Annotated in this window: 20 protein-coding genes; 13 read left to right on the top strand and 7 right to left on the bottom strand. The window is 67.7% G+C overall.

Annotated elements, in window-relative coordinates:
- Window positions 1-49: 49 nt before the first annotated feature.
- The 5 genes from CBM981_RS06680 (at window position 50) to CBM981_RS06665 (ending at window position 4,679) form a co-directional block, all read left to right on the top strand.
- Entirely contained in the window at window positions 50-1,369 is a 1,320-nt protein-coding gene (locus CBM981_RS06680; protein WP_225867572.1) for a DUF4055 domain-containing protein, read from the top strand.
- Window positions 1,370-1,415: 46 nt separating this feature from the next.
- A complete protein-coding gene (locus tag CBM981_RS06675; protein ID WP_087066680.1) occupies window positions 1,416-2,552 on the top strand; it encodes an IS5 family transposase in 1,137 nt (378 codons plus the stop codon).
- Window positions 2,553-2,739: 187 nt separating this feature from the next.
- Window positions 2,740-2,895, top strand: a complete 156-nt coding sequence (locus CBM981_RS15255; protein WP_157665357.1) for a hypothetical protein — start codon at window positions 2,740-2,742, stop codon at window positions 2,893-2,895.
- A gap of 143 nt (window positions 2,896-3,038) precedes the next feature.
- The gene (locus CBM981_RS06670) at window positions 3,039-3,458 is read left to right on the top strand and encodes a hypothetical protein (protein WP_087067780.1); all 420 of its coding nucleotides are present in this window, start codon (window positions 3,039-3,041) and stop codon (window positions 3,456-3,458) included.
- Between the two features lie 3 nt (window positions 3,459-3,461).
- Entirely contained in the window at window positions 3,462-4,679 is a 1,218-nt protein-coding gene (locus tag CBM981_RS06665) for a LysM domain-containing protein (RefSeq protein ID WP_087067779.1), read from the top strand.
- Here CBM981_RS06665 and CBM981_RS06660 read toward each other — a convergent pair whose 3' ends face one another.
- On the bottom strand, window positions 4,680-5,069 hold the full coding sequence (locus CBM981_RS06660; protein ID WP_087067778.1) for a PIN domain nuclease: 390 nt from the start codon (window positions 5,067-5,069) through the stop codon (window positions 4,680-4,682).
- A complete protein-coding gene (locus CBM981_RS06655; RefSeq protein WP_087067777.1) occupies window positions 5,066-5,287 on the bottom strand; it encodes a type II toxin-antitoxin system VapB family antitoxin in 222 nt (73 codons plus the stop codon). The genes CBM981_RS06660 and CBM981_RS06655 overlap by 4 nt, the downstream gene beginning before the upstream one ends.
- Before the next feature lie 120 nt (window positions 5,288-5,407).
- On the opposite strand from CBM981_RS06655, the gene CBM981_RS06650 reads away from it, so the two are divergent.
- The gene (locus tag CBM981_RS06650; RefSeq protein ID WP_087067776.1) at window positions 5,408-6,292 is read left to right on the top strand and encodes a hypothetical protein; all 885 of its coding nucleotides are present in this window, start codon (window positions 5,408-5,410) and stop codon (window positions 6,290-6,292) included.
- A gap of 11 nt (window positions 6,293-6,303) precedes the next feature.
- Entirely contained in the window at window positions 6,304-6,579 is a 276-nt protein-coding gene (locus CBM981_RS06645) for a hypothetical protein (RefSeq protein WP_087067775.1), read from the top strand.
- A 50-nt stretch (window positions 6,580-6,629) separates the two neighbouring features.
- Here the strand turns inward: CBM981_RS06645 and CBM981_RS06640 are convergent, their stop codons facing one another.
- The 3 genes from CBM981_RS06640 to CBM981_RS06630 all read right to left on the bottom strand — a co-directional run bounded on the left by CBM981_RS06640 (window position 6,630) and on the right by CBM981_RS06630 (window position 8,036).
- Complete coding sequence (locus CBM981_RS06640; RefSeq protein ID WP_087067774.1) at window positions 6,630-6,848, bottom strand: hypothetical protein; 219 nt, start codon at window positions 6,846-6,848, stop codon at window positions 6,630-6,632.
- A gap of 186 nt (window positions 6,849-7,034) precedes the next feature.
- Complete coding sequence (locus CBM981_RS06635; RefSeq protein WP_087067773.1) at window positions 7,035-7,301, bottom strand: hypothetical protein; 267 nt, start codon at window positions 7,299-7,301, stop codon at window positions 7,035-7,037.
- A gap of 3 nt (window positions 7,302-7,304) precedes the next feature.
- On the bottom strand, window positions 7,305-8,036 hold the full coding sequence (locus CBM981_RS06630) for a L,D-transpeptidase family protein (RefSeq protein ID WP_087067772.1): 732 nt from the start codon (window positions 8,034-8,036) through the stop codon (window positions 7,305-7,307).
- Window positions 8,037-8,280: 244 nt separating this feature from the next.
- On the opposite strand from CBM981_RS06630, the gene CBM981_RS06625 reads away from it, so the two are divergent.
- Window positions 8,281-9,417: an IS5 family transposase gene (locus CBM981_RS06625; RefSeq protein WP_087066680.1), complete on the top strand. Its 1,137-nt coding sequence runs from the start codon at window positions 8,281-8,283 to the stop codon at window positions 9,415-9,417.
- Between the two features lie 533 nt (window positions 9,418-9,950).
- Window positions 9,951-10,082 carry a hypothetical protein gene (locus CBM981_RS16025; RefSeq protein WP_255376846.1) on the top strand — a complete coding sequence of 44 codons (132 nt, stop codon included), beginning with the start codon at window positions 9,951-9,953 and terminating at the stop codon, window positions 10,080-10,082.
- A 239-nt stretch (window positions 10,083-10,321) separates the two neighbouring features.
- Here CBM981_RS16025 and rppB read toward each other — a convergent pair whose 3' ends face one another.
- Window positions 10,322-11,701: a two-component system sensor histidine kinase RppB gene (gene rppB, locus CBM981_RS06615; protein WP_157665356.1), complete on the bottom strand. Its 1,380-nt coding sequence runs from the start codon at window positions 11,699-11,701 to the stop codon at window positions 10,322-10,324.
- 5 nt (window positions 11,702-11,706) lie between these two features.
- Entirely contained in the window at window positions 11,707-12,411 is a 705-nt protein-coding gene (gene rppA, locus CBM981_RS06610) for a two-component system response regulator RppA (protein ID WP_087069250.1), read from the bottom strand.
- 109 nt (window positions 12,412-12,520) lie between these two features.
- On the opposite strand from rppA, the gene CBM981_RS06605 reads away from it, so the two are divergent.
- From CBM981_RS06605 to CBM981_RS06590, 4 genes are read left to right on the top strand one after another with little or no spacing between them, the layout of a single operon-like run.
- Complete coding sequence (locus CBM981_RS06605) at window positions 12,521-13,114, top strand: hypothetical protein (protein WP_225867571.1); 594 nt, start codon at window positions 12,521-12,523, stop codon at window positions 13,112-13,114.
- Window positions 13,107-16,238 carry an efflux RND transporter permease subunit gene (locus tag CBM981_RS06600; protein WP_087067770.1) on the top strand — a complete coding sequence of 1,044 codons (3,132 nt, stop codon included), beginning with the start codon at window positions 13,107-13,109 and terminating at the stop codon, window positions 16,236-16,238. The genes CBM981_RS06605 and CBM981_RS06600 overlap by 8 nt, the downstream gene beginning before the upstream one ends.
- Window positions 16,235-17,368 carry an efflux RND transporter periplasmic adaptor subunit gene (locus tag CBM981_RS06595; RefSeq protein ID WP_087067769.1) on the top strand — a complete coding sequence of 378 codons (1,134 nt, stop codon included), beginning with the start codon at window positions 16,235-16,237 and terminating at the stop codon, window positions 17,366-17,368. The genes CBM981_RS06600 and CBM981_RS06595 overlap by 4 nt, the downstream gene beginning before the upstream one ends.
- Window positions 17,368-18,444, top strand: a complete 1,077-nt coding sequence (locus CBM981_RS06590; RefSeq protein ID WP_087067768.1) for an EamA family transporter — start codon at window positions 17,368-17,370, stop codon at window positions 18,442-18,444. The genes CBM981_RS06595 and CBM981_RS06590 overlap by 1 nt, the downstream gene beginning before the upstream one ends.
- Window positions 18,445-18,452 lie beyond the last annotated feature (8 nt).

The following is an 18,452-nucleotide window of genomic DNA, read 5'->3' as shown; positions in this document are numbered from 1 at the left end:
GCCTGCACTTGATCAGCCCCCCTGGCAGGAACACCCCACCCTGAGCGGCTTGCGGGAACGTCTGCAGCTCGTCTACGACTGCTGGAGCCTGCTGGAGCTCCCCGACGGCACCAGCCGCCGGCCGGTGTATCTGCCCCGGGGCGTGGAGGAGCCAGAGACCTGCTACCGCCAGCGGCTGGAGGCGGCCCGGCCGACGGGCTTCTTCCGCGATGCGTTGCGCACCTACGCCGGGATGCTGTCGCGGCTCCAGTGGCAGGAGCTGCCGGATTCCCTTAACCGGGTGCTCACCGATGTGGACGGACGCGGCACGGACCTGGGCCTGTTCCTGTTCCTGGCGGATCTGCTGGCGCTGCGGGATGGCGGCTGCCTGCTCCTGCTGCTGCCGCCGCAGCACCGCTGGCCCTCGGAGGGCGACCGTCTGGAGGCCATCGCCCGAGGGGATCGGCTCTCGTTGCCGCGCCTGCAGCTGGTGCCGCGGGGAGACCTGCTCAATTGGCGGCTGGCCACCGATGGTGCCCCTCAGGCGTTGCCGGCCTCCGGGCCGCTGGCGATCGTCTGGCGGGAGCCGCGCCGCTCGGCCCTGCCGCCCCGCTACGCCAGCAGGAATGCCTCGGTGCCCACGGTGGTGCTTGATGCCCATGGAGGGCTGGCCGCGGACCTGCAGGCCTGGACCTACCGCAGCCTCTCCGTGAGCGATGACGGTCTGCTGCTGCAGAGCTGGCTGGCGGAGCCCAACCCCGCTGAACCGTCGGGCTACAGCGTCAGCTCCGCAGGCCCGATGGAGCGGATCCCCCAGCGCTTTGACCTGCCCGCCCTCTGGTACAGCGCCGATGGTGCTGCCTTCGGTGAGGGCGACCTGCCGCACCTGGGCCTGGCGCACCAGTACCTCAACCACTACCGCTGCCGCAGCGAATACGAAGACCTGCTCTCCCGCACCGCCCTGCCGGTGGGCGTACGCACCGGGCTGGTGGATCCCTACGGCTTCCGCAAGGGCGACGGTGGCGATGGCAGCGGGGCCTCTCCCCAGCGCCCGCAGCGGCTGGTGCTCTCCAGCTCCTCGTTCATGGACCTGCCCGAGGGGGCCTCGTTCCGGTGGGTGGAGATCGAGGCCCGCTCGCTCGCAGAGCACCGCGCCTACCTGCAGCAGCTGGAGGAGGCCATGCGCCGCGATGCCCTCAGCCCCGCCCTGGCCGGCGGGCCGGCCCGCACAGAACTGGAGGTGTCGCTGGCGGCCGGTCAGGGGTTTGCCGTGCTGCAGTCGCTGGCGGCGCAGAAGGTCTCGCTCTGCTCTTCTCTGCTGCGGCAGTGGAGCGCCATCACCGCCGAGCGGCTGTGTGAGGGCGCCGGGGCCTGCCTAGGAGTTCGCTGAAAAACCCGCCCACCCCTGCGAAAATGGAGTATCCGCCTCAGGCTTGATGCGTGGTCAGCAGGAGCGCACAGGCTCACTGTTCTCCTACGTCTCGATCGAGGAGCGGATTCCGGCCGGCCATCCGCTGCGGCGGATTCGCAAGCTGGCGGATCAGGCTCTCGATCGCCTCAATCCCACCTTCTGCCATCTCTATGCCTCAGAAGGCAGGCCATCGATACCGCCTGAGCAATTGCTGCTGGCCTCACTGCTGCAGGCGTTCTACGGGATCCGTTCGGAGCGCCTGCTGCTGGAGCAGCTCGACTACAACCTGCTGTTCCGCTGGTTTGTGGGCTTGAGTCCTGACGATCCGATCTGGCATCCGACCACGTTCACCAAGAATCGTGAGCGGCTGCTCAACGAGCAGTTGATGGGCCGGTTCCTGGAGAAGCTGATGGCGGCACCGGAGGTGAAACCGCTGCTCAGCAATGAACACTTCTCCGTCGATGGCACCCTGCTCCAAGCCTGGGCCTCACATGCCTCCCTGGAGCGAATCGACGGAGAGGATGACCCGCCGCCTCCGCCATCAGGCCCTGGCGAGGGATTCGGGGCGGCCAAGGATGGCAGGAAGCGGGCCAAGGGCGACTTCCGCGGGGTGCGTCTCAGCAACAAGACCCATCGCTCCGGCACGGATCCCGACGCTCTTCTGGCCCGCAAGTCGAATGTTCACCCGGCCCTGCCCAGCTACCGGGGGCATGTGCTCATGGACAACCGCCATGCCCTGGTGGTGGATTGCCGGGTGACCCAGGCTGACGGCTACGGCGAACGGGATGCGGCCAAGGAGATGGCCGCCGATCTCCCCGGGCACCACCAGAAAACCATCGGTGCTGACAAGAACTACGACACCCATGGATTCGTCGCAGAGATGCGACGGATCGGCGTTACCCCGCATGTCGCCCAGAACGCAGGACGCTCCGGCGGCTCCGCCATCGATGGCCGCACCACTCGCCATGAGGGCTATGCCAAGTCGATCCATGCACGCCGCGGCATCGAGAAGGTTTTCGGCTGGATCAAGCAGTTCGGCGGCCTGCGCCAGTTCAAGCTGCGCGGCCAGGCCAATGTCAGTGCCATGTTCGGACTGCATGTGATCGCCTACAACCTGATCCGCCTGAGCAACCTGCTCAGGCCTGTGGAGGCGATGGCATGAACAGGCCGTTCTCCAGAGATGGGAGCCTGCGAGGAGATTCAGCGTCGAGCGAGGTACCAATCCCGAGGATCAGGGACTCACAGCGAGCCTGAGTCATTCCAATAATCGCCTCGCCATGACCAGCTGGCTGGGTCACGGAGGGGGAGAACTCGCCTCGCGACGAGATTTTTTCTGCAAACTCCTAGAGGTGACGCCCCTGGCCCCGCCGCAGAAGCCGCAGCCCACGGTGGGCGAATGGCTGCAGCTGCACGAGCGTGGCGTGGTGGATGCTGCCGAGCTGCGCCGCCAGCTGAGCCTGGAAGCCCACGGGGCAGTGGAGGGCCCTGGCAAGGGGAGGGCATGAGCCTCCCCTGCTGCAAAAAACCTCCCTCCATCGGGTCCTGCCCGCCGCCTGGCGAACCACCCAGGTCGGCGGAGCTTTCGGCCCCGGGCTGCCGCTGGCGGCCGGAGGACGCCGAGGTCCTGCGCATCGCCCTCTCCATCCCCGTGACCGCGGCTGCCCTCTCGGCACTGCAGCGTGAGATGGCGAGCCTGGAGATCCACTACCCCGTGGGGGTGTGCACGGCCCAGGGCCACCTCGAGGCGATCACGGCCCTGCACCAGCAGTTGGCGGCCCTGACGCCGGCCGAGCTGAACGCGCCGATCCGCCGCCGCCGCAAGGGCGTGGCCGGCGGCGTCGTGCCCAACCCGTTGCCGTTGAGCAAGCTCGATGTGGTGGAGTACGCCACCGAGCTGCTGCTGGAAGAGTCGGACACCGAGTGGTCAGCCGAGGGTCCCTCGGCTGCGGTGGTGCTGAGCCGGCAGCGGGCCGTCCATATCGAGCAGCTGGTGCTGCTGCTGCCGCGACTGGCCAACTGGCGGCTGACGGACACGGATCCGTTCCAGGGAAGGTTGGTGCGGGGGTAGGGGATGAGCGACCCACTTTCGCCGCTGAACCAGGGCCTCAACCCCCTGCGCGGTGCTCCGCTCTGGGGTCAGCTGGTCGCCCTGCCCACCGCCTCACCGACGATCGACAGCGGCGTGGCGAACACCACGTCAACACCCCCTGGGGCCATACCCCTTGGGGCTCAGCCCCTGTGGCTGGCGCTGCAGCCCTACGCCAACGCCCGCCTCTGCCTGTTCGAGGTGGACCGGCCCGAGAGCAAGGAGCCGATCCCCCTTCGCCGCCATGTGCTCGATGTCTTCCTCCGCTTTGAGCAGGTGGTGGGCGGCTACGACGACACCGCCCTCACTGACCCCGGCGACGTGCGCTACTCGGGCTTCCTCTGCCGCGCCGCCGTGCTGCCGCTGGCCACCAGCAACACCTTTGACTGGCTGGCGGCGGAGCAGGACTGGGGCACTCCCGGCTTCCGCGACGGTCAGCCCCTCCCGTGGGATCCGGCCCTGCTCGGCACCGTGGTAGCCCCCTGCGAAGGCGTGATCTGGCTGGGGGACCTGGCCCTGCTCCAACCGGAGGGGGTGCTGCCCAAGGAGCCGCGGGCTCAGTTCGCCGGCTGTCTCGTGCAGCACTTCGGGGCGCGTTACGGCAGCGGCGGCATCGGGCTGCTCACCCAGCCGCTGCTCGGTGAGGCGATCGAGCTGGTGCTCAAGCCCCACAGCGTGCTGGTGCTCCGCCCCGGTGACACGCTCACCCTGCTGGCGGAGCGCTACGGCACCACCGTGCAGACCCTGCGCAAGCTCAACCCACACCTGGAGAGCACCCAGACGATCACCACCGCCGAGGGCGATTCGCTGGTGGTGCTGGCGGGCCGCCATGGCACCACGGTGGAGACGTTGAGGCGCCTCAACCCCGTACTCCAACAAGCCGAGCCCTATGTCGCCGTCAGCGGTGACACCCTCACCAGCGTGGCCGCAGCCTTTGAGATGACAGTGACGGCGCTGCGGGAGCTGAACCCGGACTACGCCCGCTGGCCCCGCTACGACCCGCTGCCGATCGGCGCAGAACTGCTGGTGCTGGCGGTGCGGCCTTCGGCACCGCTGCAGAGAGGCCAGCCGCTGGTGGTGCCTGCCTATCTGCCATCGACGGAGCTGCCGGCCGGCGAGTGGATCGTGATCCCCCGCCGGCCGGCAACGGTGGTGGGCGATGTCTGGGACACCTCCACACCACCGTCGGAGCCAGGCGTGTGATCAGGCCGGCTCCAGCCCCAGGTGCTCGATGTAGGGCGCAAAGTCGCGGTCGCTGAACAGCAGCGGCAGGTTGGCCTCGATGCAGGCGGTGGCAATGATGCCGTCGATCGTCTTGCGGACCGTGATGCCCATGCGGCGCAGGGTTCTGTAGTTCTCCGCCGCCTTCCAGGCGTTGCTGCCGCCCAGCATCGGCAGCAGGGCCAAGGAACGGAACAGCTGGCGGGCGGTGGCCACATCGCGCTCGTTGCGGAAGCCCTGCAGCACCTCCACCAGGATCAGATCGCCGATCGCCAGCGGCGTCGCCCCGAGCAGCCCATCCAGGCGCTCCACCTCGGGCGTGCTCACCCCATTGAAGAAGTCGATCCAGACCGAGGAATCGACAACGATCACGGCTGCTTCTCAGTTGCCTCGGTCTGCGCGTCCAGGCGCTGGGCGTCCAGATCGCCGTCCCAGCGCAGCCGGCCGCGGAAGGAGCGGATCTCGCCCTGCTGCTGCAGCTTGACAAGGGTGCGCAGCCCCAGCTCGACCGCCTCGCGTTTGCTGCGGGCCCCGCTGGCCTGCATTGCCTGCTTCATCAGGGCGTCGTCAATGACGATGTTGGTGCGCATGGCGGCCACGGGGGCGATGTGTAGAGCCTAGGCCGTTCATACACATCCAGACCTGCTGGCAACAGGAGGTGCAGGTGCAGCCCGGACGGGGCGCCTGCAGCACCACAGCCGTGATGGGTGATGCCTTCCTCTTTTCGCCACCAATTCAGCGCCGAGCCCGGCGCTTTCCAGCCCCAGCTCCAGCACCAACCCAACCAGGGCCCGGCCACTGCTCCTCTGCCCAGCGAGCCCGACCTGGCTCCCCTGGAGGACGACGAGCTCGATGAAGCCCCGCCCGTCAGCGAGGAACCCGAGCCCGCCGGCAGCAGTGACAGCGACGATCCCCCCGCCGGCACGGCTCCGCCTCCCGGGGCGGATCCCCTGCGGGCCGAGCGCCGCCGCAGCAACCAGCTCGAGAAGGAGCTGCGCAAGGCCCGCGCCCAGCTGGCCCGCTTCTCGGAGATCAACCCCGACGAGTACGCCCGCCTGCAGGAGGCCGAGCGCAAGCGGGAGGAGCAGGAACGCCAGTGGAACCTTCGCGAGCAGGAGCTGAACAACGCCAATCGCCGCCGCGTGCAGGCGGTGGAGAAGGAGCGCGATGACGCCCGCGAGCAGGCCCTGGGCCTGCGCAAGGAGCGGCTGCTCGAACGCCTGTTCATCGACGCCGAGGGCCGGGTGGGCGGCGATGAGCGCAGCTCCTTCTTTGACACCTTCTGCAAGCTCTGCGGTGGCCAGTTCCGCCTCAGCCAGAGCGACGGCCGGGAACGGCTGGAGCCGATCGATGCCGCCGGCCAGCCCTATGCCCTCGATGGCGTGGCGCTTTCCGCCAGCGACTACATGGAGGAGCTGCGCCGGCATCCGGTGTACAGCTTCCTGTTCCAGCAGCGCAACGGGCTCTATCAGTCCACCGCGGAGGGCGGTTACGACAGCGCCGGGGTGCCGGTGAACCTGCAGTCGATGAGTACGCGGGAGCTGTACATGGAGGCGATGCGCTCCACCACGCCGCGGGTGCCGGCGCGCAGCTGAGGCGCCGAGCGATGGCCTGGTACCTGGTGTTCTGGCGGAATCGCAGCACCGCAACCGTGGTGACGGCCGCCAGCGCCAGCCAGGCCAGACGCCGGGCCCTGGCCAGGCAGAAGCGCGGCTACGGCACCATCACCGCCGCCCGCCTCGCCAATGCCCAGGACGCCCAGCTGATCCGCAAGGGCGTGTGGGTGCGGCGGCGGCGCGATGGCTCCAGCCCGCAGTTCGGCAGTGCTGGATCGAAGGCCCGGGCCCGGCGCCAGCGCAGCGCTTACCGGCACTGGCTCTGAGGCCAGCAGGACAGCCCGGCCCGTGGCAGGGCCGGGCCAGAGCCGGAGGCTCAGCAGACCGAGACGGTGCAGCCGGGGGTGCCCTGCAGCTTGCGGGCAAACGCGAAGGCCTTCTCAGCGGGGATCAGCCGCATCTTTTTGACCGGCTTGCCGCGCCGACCGAGGTGCTCGATGGCGAGGGGCGCGGCACCGAGCTTCCGGGTGCCGGGCGCATAGCGGTGAACCGTGAGCAGACGGAGCTCGCAGACGGGGCCTTGGGGAGCTGCCATGGCGGACTTGGTGCGGAGAACACGGGCCCAGCTCCCCGCGCGCGCAGGGCTGGCCAGGGGCGTGCAGCGCACGACTCGCGTCAGCCCTGGCCGGCCCGAGCACGGGGGGAATGCTGAGGACGGTGTTCCGCGCCGGGCCCGCCAGCAGCCCACCAGCAGGTGACCTGCGCCGGATCCGTTCGCGACTCACCGCGTGCTCTCACCGACGGCCTTGCCGCCCAGCAGGGCCAGCAGGGTGTTGAGCGCCACCGCGAAGGCCGCCTCGAGGCTGCTGTCGACCCGATGGCAGAGGCTGCCCGGCGGCAGCGGGCGGCTGCGGGCCTGGACGATGCAGGTGGCGGCACCGAGAGCGAACAGCAGCACTTCACCGATCAGGATCAGCGCCACCAGACGGAGCAGGAAGCGCTCGCGCTGGAAGCCACCTGCCGGTTCCGGTTCCGTGTGGCCGGCCACGGCCTACGGCTCCTGGAAGACGCCGACGTAGACGGTGCCCTGCCGGTAGAGGGGCAGCACCTTGTCGCGCAGGTCGACGTTGTGGAGCCGAATGCAACCCAGCGTCGGCAGGAGTGGTTGCTTGGGCGCCCAGGCACCGGGCCACCCGCAGCCGGAGCCACCGCCGTGGAGCATGATCCCGGCCCGGCCGACCTTGACCTCCTGCCCCTCCAGCTCCTCCATGTCGAAGCTGTACCAGCCGTAGGACATCGCGGTGTCGCTGCAGGGGGGATTGGGGTTCTGCTCGTAGTCGGGGTAGAGCTGGCCGAGCCTGTAGAGCCCCGGCGGGGTGTCGGTGCTGGTGTGGGTCCAGTCGTTGTCCGCCCCCTGGCCGCGGGCCAGACAGGGCACCTTCCAGAGGAAGGCCCCGGTGTGGTCGTAGGCCTCCATGTCCTGGTCGCGGTCGTTGACCAGCAGGTAGGAGTCGCCGGGCTCAACCGGTGCCTTGCGCTTGGGCCCGACCAGACCGGCCTCCTCGGAGCCCCGCGGATCCAACCCACCCGAACTGGTAGAGGGTGAGGGCGGCTCCGAGCTGAAGGTCACGGCCCAGGGCGCCTGCTCATCGAGGATCTGCTCCGTCGGCAGGCCCTCCGCGATGGCCTGGTGCAGCTGCTGCACGCCTTGGTGCTGCTGGGGCTGGCCCTTGTAGAAGCGGAAGCGGTCCTCGAACCGCTCGGCGCTCATCGGGGTGGTCATGGCTGGGGTGCGGCTGAGCCCTGTTGCCAGCGGCTGCGAGCAAAAAGAGAGCCCCGGCTGCAGCCGGGGCCAGGGCGGCTTGCCCTCAGAAGGGCAGCTCGCTCTCGGGGAACGTGCTCGGCAGCGGCGGATTGAGGCGCTGCCGATCGAAGAGGAGATCAGCGCAGAGGCGTTCCAGCCGATCTAGGAGTTCGCTGAAAAACCCGCCCACCCCTGCGAAAATGGAGTATCCGCCTCAGGCTTGATGCGTGGTCAGCAGGAGCGCACAGGCTCACTGTTCTCCTACGTCTCGATCGAGGAGCGGATTCCGGCCGGCCATCCGCTGCGGCGGATTCGCAAGCTGGCGGATCAGGCTCTCGATCGCCTCAATCCCACCTTCTGCCATCTCTATGCCTCAGAAGGCAGGCCATCGATACCGCCTGAGCAATTGCTGCTGGCCTCACTGCTGCAGGCGTTCTACGGGATCCGTTCGGAGCGCCTGCTGCTGGAGCAGCTCGACTACAACCTGCTGTTCCGCTGGTTTGTGGGCTTGAGTCCTGACGATCCGATCTGGCATCCGACCACGTTCACCAAGAATCGTGAGCGGCTGCTCAACGAGCAGTTGATGGGCCGGTTCCTGGAGAAGCTGATGGCGGCACCGGAGGTGAAACCGCTGCTCAGCAATGAACACTTCTCCGTCGATGGCACCCTGCTCCAAGCCTGGGCCTCACATGCCTCCCTGGAGCGAATCGACGGAGAGGATGACCCGCCGCCTCCGCCATCAGGCCCTGGCGAGGGATTCGGGGCGGCCAAGGATGGCAGGAAGCGGGCCAAGGGCGACTTCCGCGGGGTGCGTCTCAGCAACAAGACCCATCGCTCCGGCACGGATCCCGACGCTCTTCTGGCCCGCAAGTCGAATGTTCACCCGGCCCTGCCCAGCTACCGGGGGCATGTGCTCATGGACAACCGCCATGCCCTGGTGGTGGATTGCCGGGTGACCCAGGCTGACGGCTACGGCGAACGGGATGCGGCCAAGGAGATGGCCGCCGATCTCCCCGGGCACCACCAGAAAACCATCGGTGCTGACAAGAACTACGACACCCATGGATTCGTCGCAGAGATGCGACGGATCGGCGTTACCCCGCATGTCGCCCAGAACGCAGGACGCTCCGGCGGCTCCGCCATCGATGGCCGCACCACTCGCCATGAGGGCTATGCCAAGTCGATCCATGCACGCCGCGGCATCGAGAAGGTTTTCGGCTGGATCAAGCAGTTCGGCGGCCTGCGCCAGTTCAAGCTGCGCGGCCAGGCCAATGTCAGTGCCATGTTCGGACTGCATGTGATCGCCTACAACCTGATCCGCCTGAGCAACCTGCTCAGGCCTGTGGAGGCGATGGCATGAACAGGCCGTTCTCCAGAGATGGGAGCCTGCGAGGAGATTCAGCGTCGAGCGAGGTACCAATCCCGAGGATCAGGGACTCACAGCGAGCCTGAGTCATTCCAATAATCGCCTCGCCATGACCAGCTGGCTGGGTCACGGAGGGGGAGAACTCGCCTCGCGACGAGATTTTTTCTGCAAACTCCTAGGGGCGTGGGGAGGTGGGCGGAGGCCTCCTCGCAGAGCAGCTCCAGCGTGCGGGAGCTGAGGAGCTGGAAGGCGCGGATCCGGGCTGCGGTAGCCATGGCAGGCGTAGCGGAGACCCCGAAGCAGGCCGGGCGGGGTCAAGGGGCAGCCCCCTCTGAAATGCGGAGCGCAGCGCAGCCAGCGCAACAGTCCGGCTGACTTGCGCAGCCCTTGAGGCCGCCCGGACCATGAGGAGGGCTGCGCGTAGCCGATCCACTGAGCGCCGGTGGGGCAGGGGCTGGATCAGCTCTGTCCGGCTGTGGTCGCTTGGTGCAGCGCTCCGGCTCCCAGAGGCGCCCGCCTCCTCAGTGATGCTGTCCTCGCCCGAGGCTCATGCCGTGTTCCGCACCACCAGCCTGTTTCTGCTGACGGCGGCCGCCGAGAGCCTGGGGTGTTACCAAGCCGACCTGGTGCTGCGTCAGCAGCGGCCGATCTGCTCCTGATCTCCGCCGCCATCTCCCTGGCGATTTAGGTACGGCTGCTCACCTTTCACCCCACCGCAGCTCGCCGGGTGTACGCCTCCTTTGGCGCGATTGTTGTGGCGATTGCCCTGGTGTGGTGACGGCTGGTGGATGGGGTGCTGCTCACGGCCCGTGATCTCACCGGGGGGCTGTGATCCTCACCGGAATGACGATCCTGATGGGCTGAGAGGGGCGCCCCTCTGCCGCAATCCAGTCAGGGATCAGGCTCTTTGCTCTCCGTGATGGGTTGAATCCGCCAGAGGGACGGCCAGGCAGAAGCAGCTGCCTGCTCCATGCGTGGATTGGACGCTGATCACACCCCCATGGCGGCGGGCGATGGCCTGGGCGATCGCCAGGCCCAACCCCGTGCCTCCCTCCTGGCGGGAGCGGGCAGGATCCAGGCGCGTGAAGCGATCAAAGATGCGCTCGTGCTCGGCAGCCGGGATGCCGGGCCCGCGGTCACGGACCGTCAGCCGGATCTCGCGGCCGCGCTGCTCCAGGCCCACCATGACGGCCGCGCCCGCAGGGCTGTGCTGAATCGCGTTGCTCAGCAGGTTGATCACCAGCCGGCTGAGCTCCGACTCGACCCCCAACACCCTGGCGGAGGCGATCCAGGGAGCCTGCTCCAGGCTGACCTGGGCGGCAGCGGCCGTCTCGCCGAAGTCCTCCAGCACATCGGCCGTGATCTCCGCGAGATCACAGCTCTGTTTCTGGCTCTGGAGGCAGGGTCGCTCCAGGCTGGCCAGCAACAGCAGATCGGCGATCAGCTGCTGCAGGCGCCGGCCCTGGGCAAGGACCCGATCCAGGCTGGGGGCGGCCTTGCCGTTTGGCGTTGCTGCACTGGCGCTCTGTTCTGCCTCCACCAGCGCCAGCAGGTTGGCCAGGGGCGTGCGCAGCTCATGGGCCACATCGGCGCTGAATTGCTCCTGTCGGCGATAGGCCTCCAGCAAGGGAGCCATCGCCAAACCCGCCAGCCACCAGCTGGCCAGTGCCATCGCCACCATGGCCAGCAGGAACACCCCATGGCCCAGCCACCACAACCGCTCGGCCTCCGCATCGAGATCCGCCAGGCTGCGGGAAATCTGGAGGTAGCCCCAGATCGGTTCGCCAGAACCATTGGAGTGATGAAGGTGGATCGCATAGGTGCCCCACCGCCCCCTTCCGCGCGGGCTGCTGAGTGACCAGCCCAGGGTTTCTGGTGTTGATTCCACCGGTAGGTCGCCAGGGGATCGGGCGATCAGGGCCCCCTGGTGGTCCAGCACCCGCAGCTTGTAGCGGCTGGGATCCGTGGCGCTGATCGCATGGCGATGGAGCAGATCCGGCGCTGGGCGGCAGACCTCACCAGCCAGGCAAAGCCCCGGCAGCACCGCTGCGAGGCTGGTGGAGGGCACGGCATCCCGCGGCAGCACGGGCTTGAGGCTGTCGTGCAGGGTGCCGGCCAGGGTCTGCAGCTCCCGTCGGATCGCCGTTTCCTGGCTCTGCAGCAGCAGCCGGCCCATGGTCAAACCCGCGGCATAGAGGAGCGCTCCCATCACCACCAGGGACAGGCCCGCCAGACGCAGACGCGCACGCCAGAGCAGGCCAGGCGCCGGGGAACGCATCGGGCTCATGCCGGCCGATCGAGCTGAGGCTGGAAGCGATAGCCCTTGCTGGGCACCGTTTCGATCGGTGACGGCAGGCCATGGGTCGCCAGCTTGCGCCGCAGCAACCGCACCTGGGCCGCCACCACATTGCTCACCGGGTCCTGGTGCAGATCCCAGAGCTGATGGCGCAGCCGCGAGCCGGGAATGATCTGGCCGGGATGTTCCATGAAATAGGCCATCAACTGCTGCTCCTTGGCCGACAGCTCGACGGCCACCTCCCCGCCTGGCGTGCGCACCAGCAACTCAGCCTTGGCCGGATCGAGGCGAAAGCAGCCCACCTCCATCAGCGGTTCCCGGTAGGCAGGCTGACGGCGCTGCAGGGCCCGGATCCGGGCCAGCAATTCCTCCATCGCAAAGGGTTTGCTGAGGTAGTCGTCGGCACCGGCATCGAGTCCCTCCACTCGATCGGCCGTGTCGCTGCGAGCGGTCAGCAACAGAACCGGTAACTCGTAGCCGGCCGAGCGGGCCCGGCGGCAGAGCTCCACACCGCTCAAGGCCGGCAGCATCCAATCCAGGATGGCCAGGTCGTAGCGAGCCAGCTGGGCGCCCAACAGGGTCCAGCCCTCGAGGCCATCGCCGCAGTGATCCACCACATGGCCTTGCTGCTGCAACACCGCCTGAATCGCGCCGGCCAGATCCGCCTCGTCTTCCACCAGCAGGATCCGCAGCGGCATCGGCAGGGGGCTTGAGCTGGCAGATGCTAGTGAGCACAAGCGATTTCACCTGATTTTCATCGCGGTTGCGCCAACCTCCGTCCACTTGTTGCTTCCGTGGGCCTTGCTCAACCGACTCCTGCCGCTGACCGCCGGTGCCAGTCTCGCGGCCGCTGCCCTGCTCACCGTTCCTGTCGCCACTCCTGTCGCGGTGGCGCATGTGGGCCATGGAGACGAGTTCCAGCAGACGGGCGATGCCCGCCAGGTGCAGCGCAATGCCGATGGTGACGCCCTCCTGGGCATTGCCACCACGAAGCCGGAGTCAGGGCCGGATGGCCTCAGCGTGCCAGCCACGGCGCTGGTGGATGCCAATGGCAAACCCCTGCTGTTCGTGCAGACGGAGAAGACCTACGACCCGGTCTACGTGGTGATCGGTGCCAACCAGGGCGATCGGGTTGTGGTGACGGAAGGCATCGATCCCACCGACGACGTGGTGACCACGGGGGCGCTTTCGCTCTATGCCGAATCGAGGAAGACCCAGCAGGCCGAGCCTGCGTCGGCGAACGACAAGCCGGATGAAACAACGGCTTCTGCCCCTGAATCGGTTGCAGCCAGCTCTGGGTTGCCGATTCCTGGGCTGGCCGTGGGCGCCGGCGCCGCTGTGCTGGTCATCGGCGGTGGGATCTGGCTGAGCCGTCGCAAGAATACGGATGCTTGAGCGGCTGCTCAACGCCACGCTGCGGTTTTCGATCGCTCGCCGCTGGCTGATCGTGGCCGCTGCAGTCGTGGTCAGCCTGTGGGGCCTGCTGGCCGTGAGCCAGATTCCGCTGGATGTGTTTCCGCCCTTTGCGCCGCCGCAGGTGGATGTGCAGACCAGCGCCGATGGCCTCTCGCCCGAGGAGGTGGAAACCCGGATCACCCTGCCGATCGAGTCGGCCGTGAACGGCATCCCCGGGGTGGAGACGGTGCGCTCCTCCTCCAAGGCGGGCCTGTCGATGGTGCAGGTGGTGTTCCACCAGAACGCCGACATCTACCGCGCTCGCCAGTCGGTGGCGGAGCGGTTGCAGCAGGTGAGCACCCAGCTTCCCGCCAATGCCGCCGCACCGGAGCTGTCGCCGCTTGTGTCACCGCTCGGCACGATCCTGCAGGTGGCCTTCACGGCGGCAGGCGATGGCGCCACATCCTTGATGGATCTGCAGCAGCTGGTGCTGCGCTCCTATCGCCAGGCCATCCTGGCGGTCCCTGGTGTGGCCCAGGTGACGATCTACGGCGGGGATGAGCAGCAGTTTCAGGTGCTGATCGACCCCCACGAACTGCAGGTGCAGAACGTCTCGCTCCAAGCGGTGATGGAGGGGGTCTCCAATGCCATGGCCACCAGCCCCGGAGGCTTCCTGATTGCCGGCGGCCAGGAGCGGCTGATCCGCCCGATGGGGCAGATCGAGCACCTCAGCGACCTGGCGGAGGCGGCGGTGCGCAACGAGCAGGGGCAACCGGTGCTGCTTTCCACCCTGGCGGAGGTCAAACGTGACGCAGCGCTCAAACGGGGTGACGCCAGCTTCAACGGCAAGCCCGCCGTCGTGCTGATGGTGACCAAGCAGCCCGACGTGGACACACCCACCGTGACCGGCGCGGTGGAGCGACGCCTGGCCGAACTGAACCGAACCCTGCCGGCGGATGTGCAGACCCACGTCACATTCCGGCAGAGCAACTTCATCGACAGCGCTATCCGCAATGTGAGCGAGTCGCTGCTGCAGGGGGTGGTGATCGTCTCGGTGGTGATCGTGCTGTTCCTGATGAACTGGCGCGCTGCCGTGATCAGCCTCAGCGCCATTCCGCTTTCGCTGCTGATCGGCCTGATGCTGATGAAGGCCCTGGGTCTCGGCATCAACACCATGACCCTGGGCGGGCTGGTGGTGGCGATCGGTTCGGTGGTCGATGACTCGATCGTCGACATGGAGAACTGCTACCGGGGCCTGCGCCGCAACCAGGCGAGCAGCACGCCCAAATCATCGCTGCAAGTGGTGTTTGACACCTCGGTGGAGGTGCGCCAGCCCGTGCTGTTCTCCACCGTGATCATTGCGGTGGTGTTCGCGCCGATCTTCTCGCTCACCGGCGTGGAAGGACGGATCTTTGCGCCCATGGGCCTGGCCTACCTGCTCTGCATCGGCGCCTCCACCCTGGTAGCGGTGACTCTGTCACCTGCCCTCTGCGCCATCCTGCTGGCGCCGGTTCAGCTGCCCGAGGAGAACACCTGGATCGCCAACCAAGCCCAGCGCCTCTATCGCCCTGTGCTGGATCTGGCCCTGGCCTCCCCGCAGCGGGTGCTGGCCATGGCCCTGGCTCTGGTGATCGCCACCACCCTCATCCTGCCGGCACTGGGGCGGGTGTTTCTGCCCGAGTTCCGTGAAAAGTCGCTGGTGAATTCGATGGTGCTCTACCCAGGGGTGTCACTCGAGATGACCAATCGGGCCGGCCTGGCCCTGACCCGTTCGCTGCAGAACAACCCTCTGTTCGAGTGGGTGCAGGTGCGCACCGGCCGCGCGCCTGGTGATGCCGATGGTGCGGGTGTGAACCTGGCCCATGTGGATGTGGAACTCAGTGATCGGGCGATGGCCAACCGCCCAGCCGCCATTGCTGAACTGCGGCAGGCGTTTCAGAAGCTGCCGGGCGTGGCTTCCAACATCGGCGGCTTCATCTCCCACCGCATGGATGAGGTGCTCTCCGGGGTCCGCAGTGCCATCGCGATCAAGATCTACGGCACCGATCTGGGCGAGCTGCGCCGCATCGGCGAGGCCGTGGAGACAGCGATCAAGCCGATCAACGGAGTGGTGGATCTGCAGCTGGAGCCCCAACTGCCCATCCCCCAGGTCCAGATCCACTACGACCGCCCCCTGGCCTCGGCCCTGGGCCTCAGCATTGAAGAGCTGTCGCAGGCCGTGGAGATTGCCCTCAACGGCAAGGTGGTGGGCCACGTAGTGGAAGCCGGGGTGCGCAGCGATGTGCTGGTGCAGCTCCAGCCAGACGCGCGCGCAAGCCTGGAGGCGATCCGCTCGGTGCCGGTGGCCTTCTCCAATGGCATGACGGTGCCGCTGGGCAGCGTCGCCTGGATCGACGAAGGCCTGGGCTCCAACGTCGTCAACCGGGAGGACGTGTCCCGGATGATCGTGGTCTCCGCCAACGTCAGCGGCCGGCCGCTCGGCACAGTCGTCAAAGACATCCAGCGCACCATTGCCCGCGAGGTGCCACTGCCTCAGGGCTACACGATCCGCTACGGCGGCCAATTCGAATCAGAAGAACGGGCAACCGCGTCTCTGATCTTCTACAGCGCTGTTGCCGCAGTGGTGATCAGTGTGCTGATGGTGATCTCGGTGAAATCTCTGCCGGCCACGGTGGCGATCATGCTCAATCTGCCCCTGGCCCTGATTGGCGGTGTGGTGGCCGTGTTGCTCACGGGAGGAGTGCTATCAATCGCCTCGCTGATCGGCTTCATCACGCTGTTTGGCATCGCCGTGCGCAATGGGTTGTTGCTGGTGGACAACTACAACCGCCGCCATGCCGATGGGCAACCCCTGAGCGAGGTGATCCGTGAGGGAAGCCTGGAGCGCCTCAACGCCATCTTGATGACTGCGCTCTCGTCCGCGCTGGGTGCCTTGCCGTTGGCGCTGGCGTTCGGGGCCGGCAACGAAATCCTGCAGCCCCTGGCCGTTGTGGTGCTGGGCGGCCTGATCACCTCCACGGCGCTGACATTGCTGGTCCTACCCGCGCTGTATGTGCGCTTTGGCCGTTGGCTGTTGCCGCCGATCCACACCTCCATGCCTTCTCTCGCGCTGTCTCAGCCATGAGCTCAAGCCTCCAGGCCATCACCGCTCGGTTGCGCGAGCCCCGCGCCCTCTTGCCCATCGCGATCGCCGGGTCGCTGCTGCTGGGGATCGCCGTGGGCCGCCACAGCGGTGGGCCTGCCCCATCCACGCCCAAGGCGAGCACAGAAGCAACCGCCGCCCGCAACACGATCAGCCTGAGCGCGGAGCAACTGCGGCGCTCGGGTCTCCGCATCATTCGCCCGGAAGCCAGCACCGGCACGGAACGGCCGATCTCAGGCTTTGTGGAAGCGGCCGTTGGCGCACGCTCCAGCGTGGGCATGCCCGTGGCTGGCCGCATCGTGCACCTGCTGGTGGCCCCGGGCACCACCGTGCGCAGCGGCGAGGTGATCGCCAAGGTGCAGAGCCCGGAAGCCGCCGTGGTGCGTGCCGACGCCGACGCCGCCCAGGCCACGGCGCAATCGCTGGCTTACCAGTACCGGCTCGCTGCCCCGATGGCCAAGCAAGGCGCCCTCTCGGCGCAGGAGCTGGAAAGCCGGCGGATTGCCAGCGTGACCGCGGCCAGCACCGCGCGGGCAGCAACGGCCAAGGCCATGGCGATGGGAGAGCCCGACGCCATGGGGCGTCTGCCCATCAGAAGTCCGATCAGCGGACAGATCGCCGCCGTCAAGGCATCCCCTGGTGCTGTGCTGCAGGCGGGAGATGAGGTGGCCCAGATTAGCGATGCGCGGGGTAGTGAATTGCGCTTCCTGGTTTCTCCTGTGCTGGCCGCCAATCTGGAACCCGGCCAGCTGCTGCGGGTGAAGGCCGGTGCCAGGGATCTGCGAGCCCGGGTGCTGGCGGTGGCACCAGACAGCGGCAGCGGCAATCGGGTGAGCGTCGTGCGCGCTCAGACCGTCGACGCACCGATGCCGCCTGCCGGTACGGCGGTGACGGCCTTTGTGATGGTGTCCGCCTCCGAGCAGCGATTCACGGTGCCCGCCGATGCCGTCCAGGTGGTGAACGGCTCACCGACGGTGTTTCGCTACCAACGTGGTGTAGTGGAGCCTGTGCCCGTTGTGGTGGGGCAACAGTCGGCCGATCGGGTGGTGATCCTCCAGGGCGTGCGCGCTGGAGACAGCTTGGTGGCTGGACCCACGCAGATGCTCCGTTGATGTCCCTGCAGCGCCGCGGTCAACTCGCCGGACTCGCCGCAGCGGTGCTGTTCGGTTGCAGCGCCCCCCTGATCAGCACCCTCACAGGCCAGGGCTCGGCCGTGAGCATCGCGGCCCTGCTCTATGCCGGGGCGGCCATGGCCTTGCTGCTGCTGCGGCTGGTGCTGGGCGGCTCCCAGTCGGAAGCGCCGGTGCAAGCCAGTGATTGGCCGGCTCTGGCCGGGCTCACCGTGCTCGGGGGCATGGTGGGCCCGGTGGCGCTGGTGCTGGGTCTGGCTCGTCTGCCGGCAGCCTCCAGTTCGCTGTTGCTCAATCTGGAAACACCGTTCACGCTCGCGATCGCGGTGCTTGTGGGCCGAGAGCACCTGGGACGTCGCGGCATCACGGCAGCGGCTCTCACCACTGCCGGAGCCGTGGTGCTCTCCGGAGGTTCCCTCCATGGTGTCAACGGCCCAGGGGCTCTGCTGATCGCGGCGGCAACCCTGGCCTGGGGGATCGACAACAACCTCAGCCAGCGCCTCAGCCTGCGCAACCCGATTCAGATCGCCACCCTCAAGGCCGCTGGAGCTTCCCTGCCCATGCTGGGCCTGGCCCTGCTGCTGGGGGAACGCTTTCCACCAATGCCAACGACTCTGGGGTTGCTCGTCATCGGCGCCCTTGGCTATGGCATCTCGATCTGGCTCGATCTGCTGGCGCTGCGGGGTCTGGGTGCCGCTCGGGAAGCCCTGATCTTTGCCACGGCCCCGTTCGTGGGGGCCTTGTTTGCGCTAGTGGTGCTGAGAGAAGCCCTCACCACCCAGCTCGCCGTGGCGGCAGGCCTGATGGCAGGCGGGGTAGCCCTGCTGTTGAACGAGCAGCACAGCCACTGGCATCGCCACGAGCCTCTGGAGCACTCCCACCGCCATCGCCACGACCCCAGCAACAGCGATCCCCATCACGACCATCCCCATACAGAAGACGACCTCAGGGGAATGCCCGACGATCAACCCTTCTGGCATGCCCACGGCCATCAGCACACGGACACAGCCCATGCTCACCCCCATGTGAGCGACGCCCATCACCGCCATCGGCACTAAGCGTGGCG

Origin of the sequence: Cyanobium sp. NIES-981 (assembly GCF_900088535.1) — a bacterium.
Taxonomy (GTDB): Bacteria; Cyanobacteriota; Cyanobacteriia; order PCC-6307; family Cyanobiaceae; genus NIES-981.
The sequence above is the reverse complement of the archived record's forward strand: the minus strand, read 5'-3'. Positions and strand labels throughout refer to the sequence as shown.

Bases quoted from the DNA above. Each gene is read 5' to 3' on its own strand.
- CBM981_RS06675 (WP_087066680.1), top strand. From the start codon at position 1,416: ATGCGTGGTCAGCAGGAGCGCACAGGCTCACTGTTCTCCTACGTCTCG.
- CBM981_RS06665 (WP_087067779.1), top strand. From the start codon at position 3,462: ATGAGCGACCCACTTTCGCCGCTGAACCAGGGCCTCAACCCCCTGCGC.
- CBM981_RS06655 (WP_087067777.1), bottom strand. From the start codon at position 5,287: ATGCGCACCAACATCGTCATTGACGACGCCCTGATGAAGCAGGCAATG.
- CBM981_RS06650 (WP_087067776.1), top strand. From the start codon at position 5,408: ATGCCTTCCTCTTTTCGCCACCAATTCAGCGCCGAGCCCGGCGCTTTC.
- CBM981_RS06645 (WP_087067775.1), top strand. From the start codon at position 6,304: ATGGCCTGGTACCTGGTGTTCTGGCGGAATCGCAGCACCGCAACCGTG.
- CBM981_RS06640 (WP_087067774.1), bottom strand. From the start codon at position 6,848: ATGGCAGCTCCCCAAGGCCCCGTCTGCGAGCTCCGTCTGCTCACGGTT.
- CBM981_RS06630 (WP_087067772.1), bottom strand. From the start codon at position 8,036: ATGACCACCCCGATGAGCGCCGAGCGGTTCGAGGACCGCTTCCGCTTC.
- CBM981_RS06625 (WP_087066680.1), top strand. From the start codon at position 8,281: ATGCGTGGTCAGCAGGAGCGCACAGGCTCACTGTTCTCCTACGTCTCG.
- CBM981_RS16025 (WP_255376846.1), top strand. From the start codon at position 9,951: ATGCTGTCCTCGCCCGAGGCTCATGCCGTGTTCCGCACCACCAGCCTG.
- rppB (WP_157665356.1), bottom strand. From the start codon at position 11,701: ATGCGTTCCCCGGCGCCTGGCCTGCTCTGGCGTGCGCGTCTGCGTCTG.
- CBM981_RS06600 (WP_087067770.1), top strand. From the start codon at position 13,107: ATGCTTGAGCGGCTGCTCAACGCCACGCTGCGGTTTTCGATCGCTCGC.
- CBM981_RS06595 (WP_087067769.1), top strand. From the start codon at position 16,235: ATGAGCTCAAGCCTCCAGGCCATCACCGCTCGGTTGCGCGAGCCCCGC.
- CBM981_RS06590 (WP_087067768.1), top strand. From the start codon at position 17,368: ATGTCCCTGCAGCGCCGCGGTCAACTCGCCGGACTCGCCGCAGCGGTG.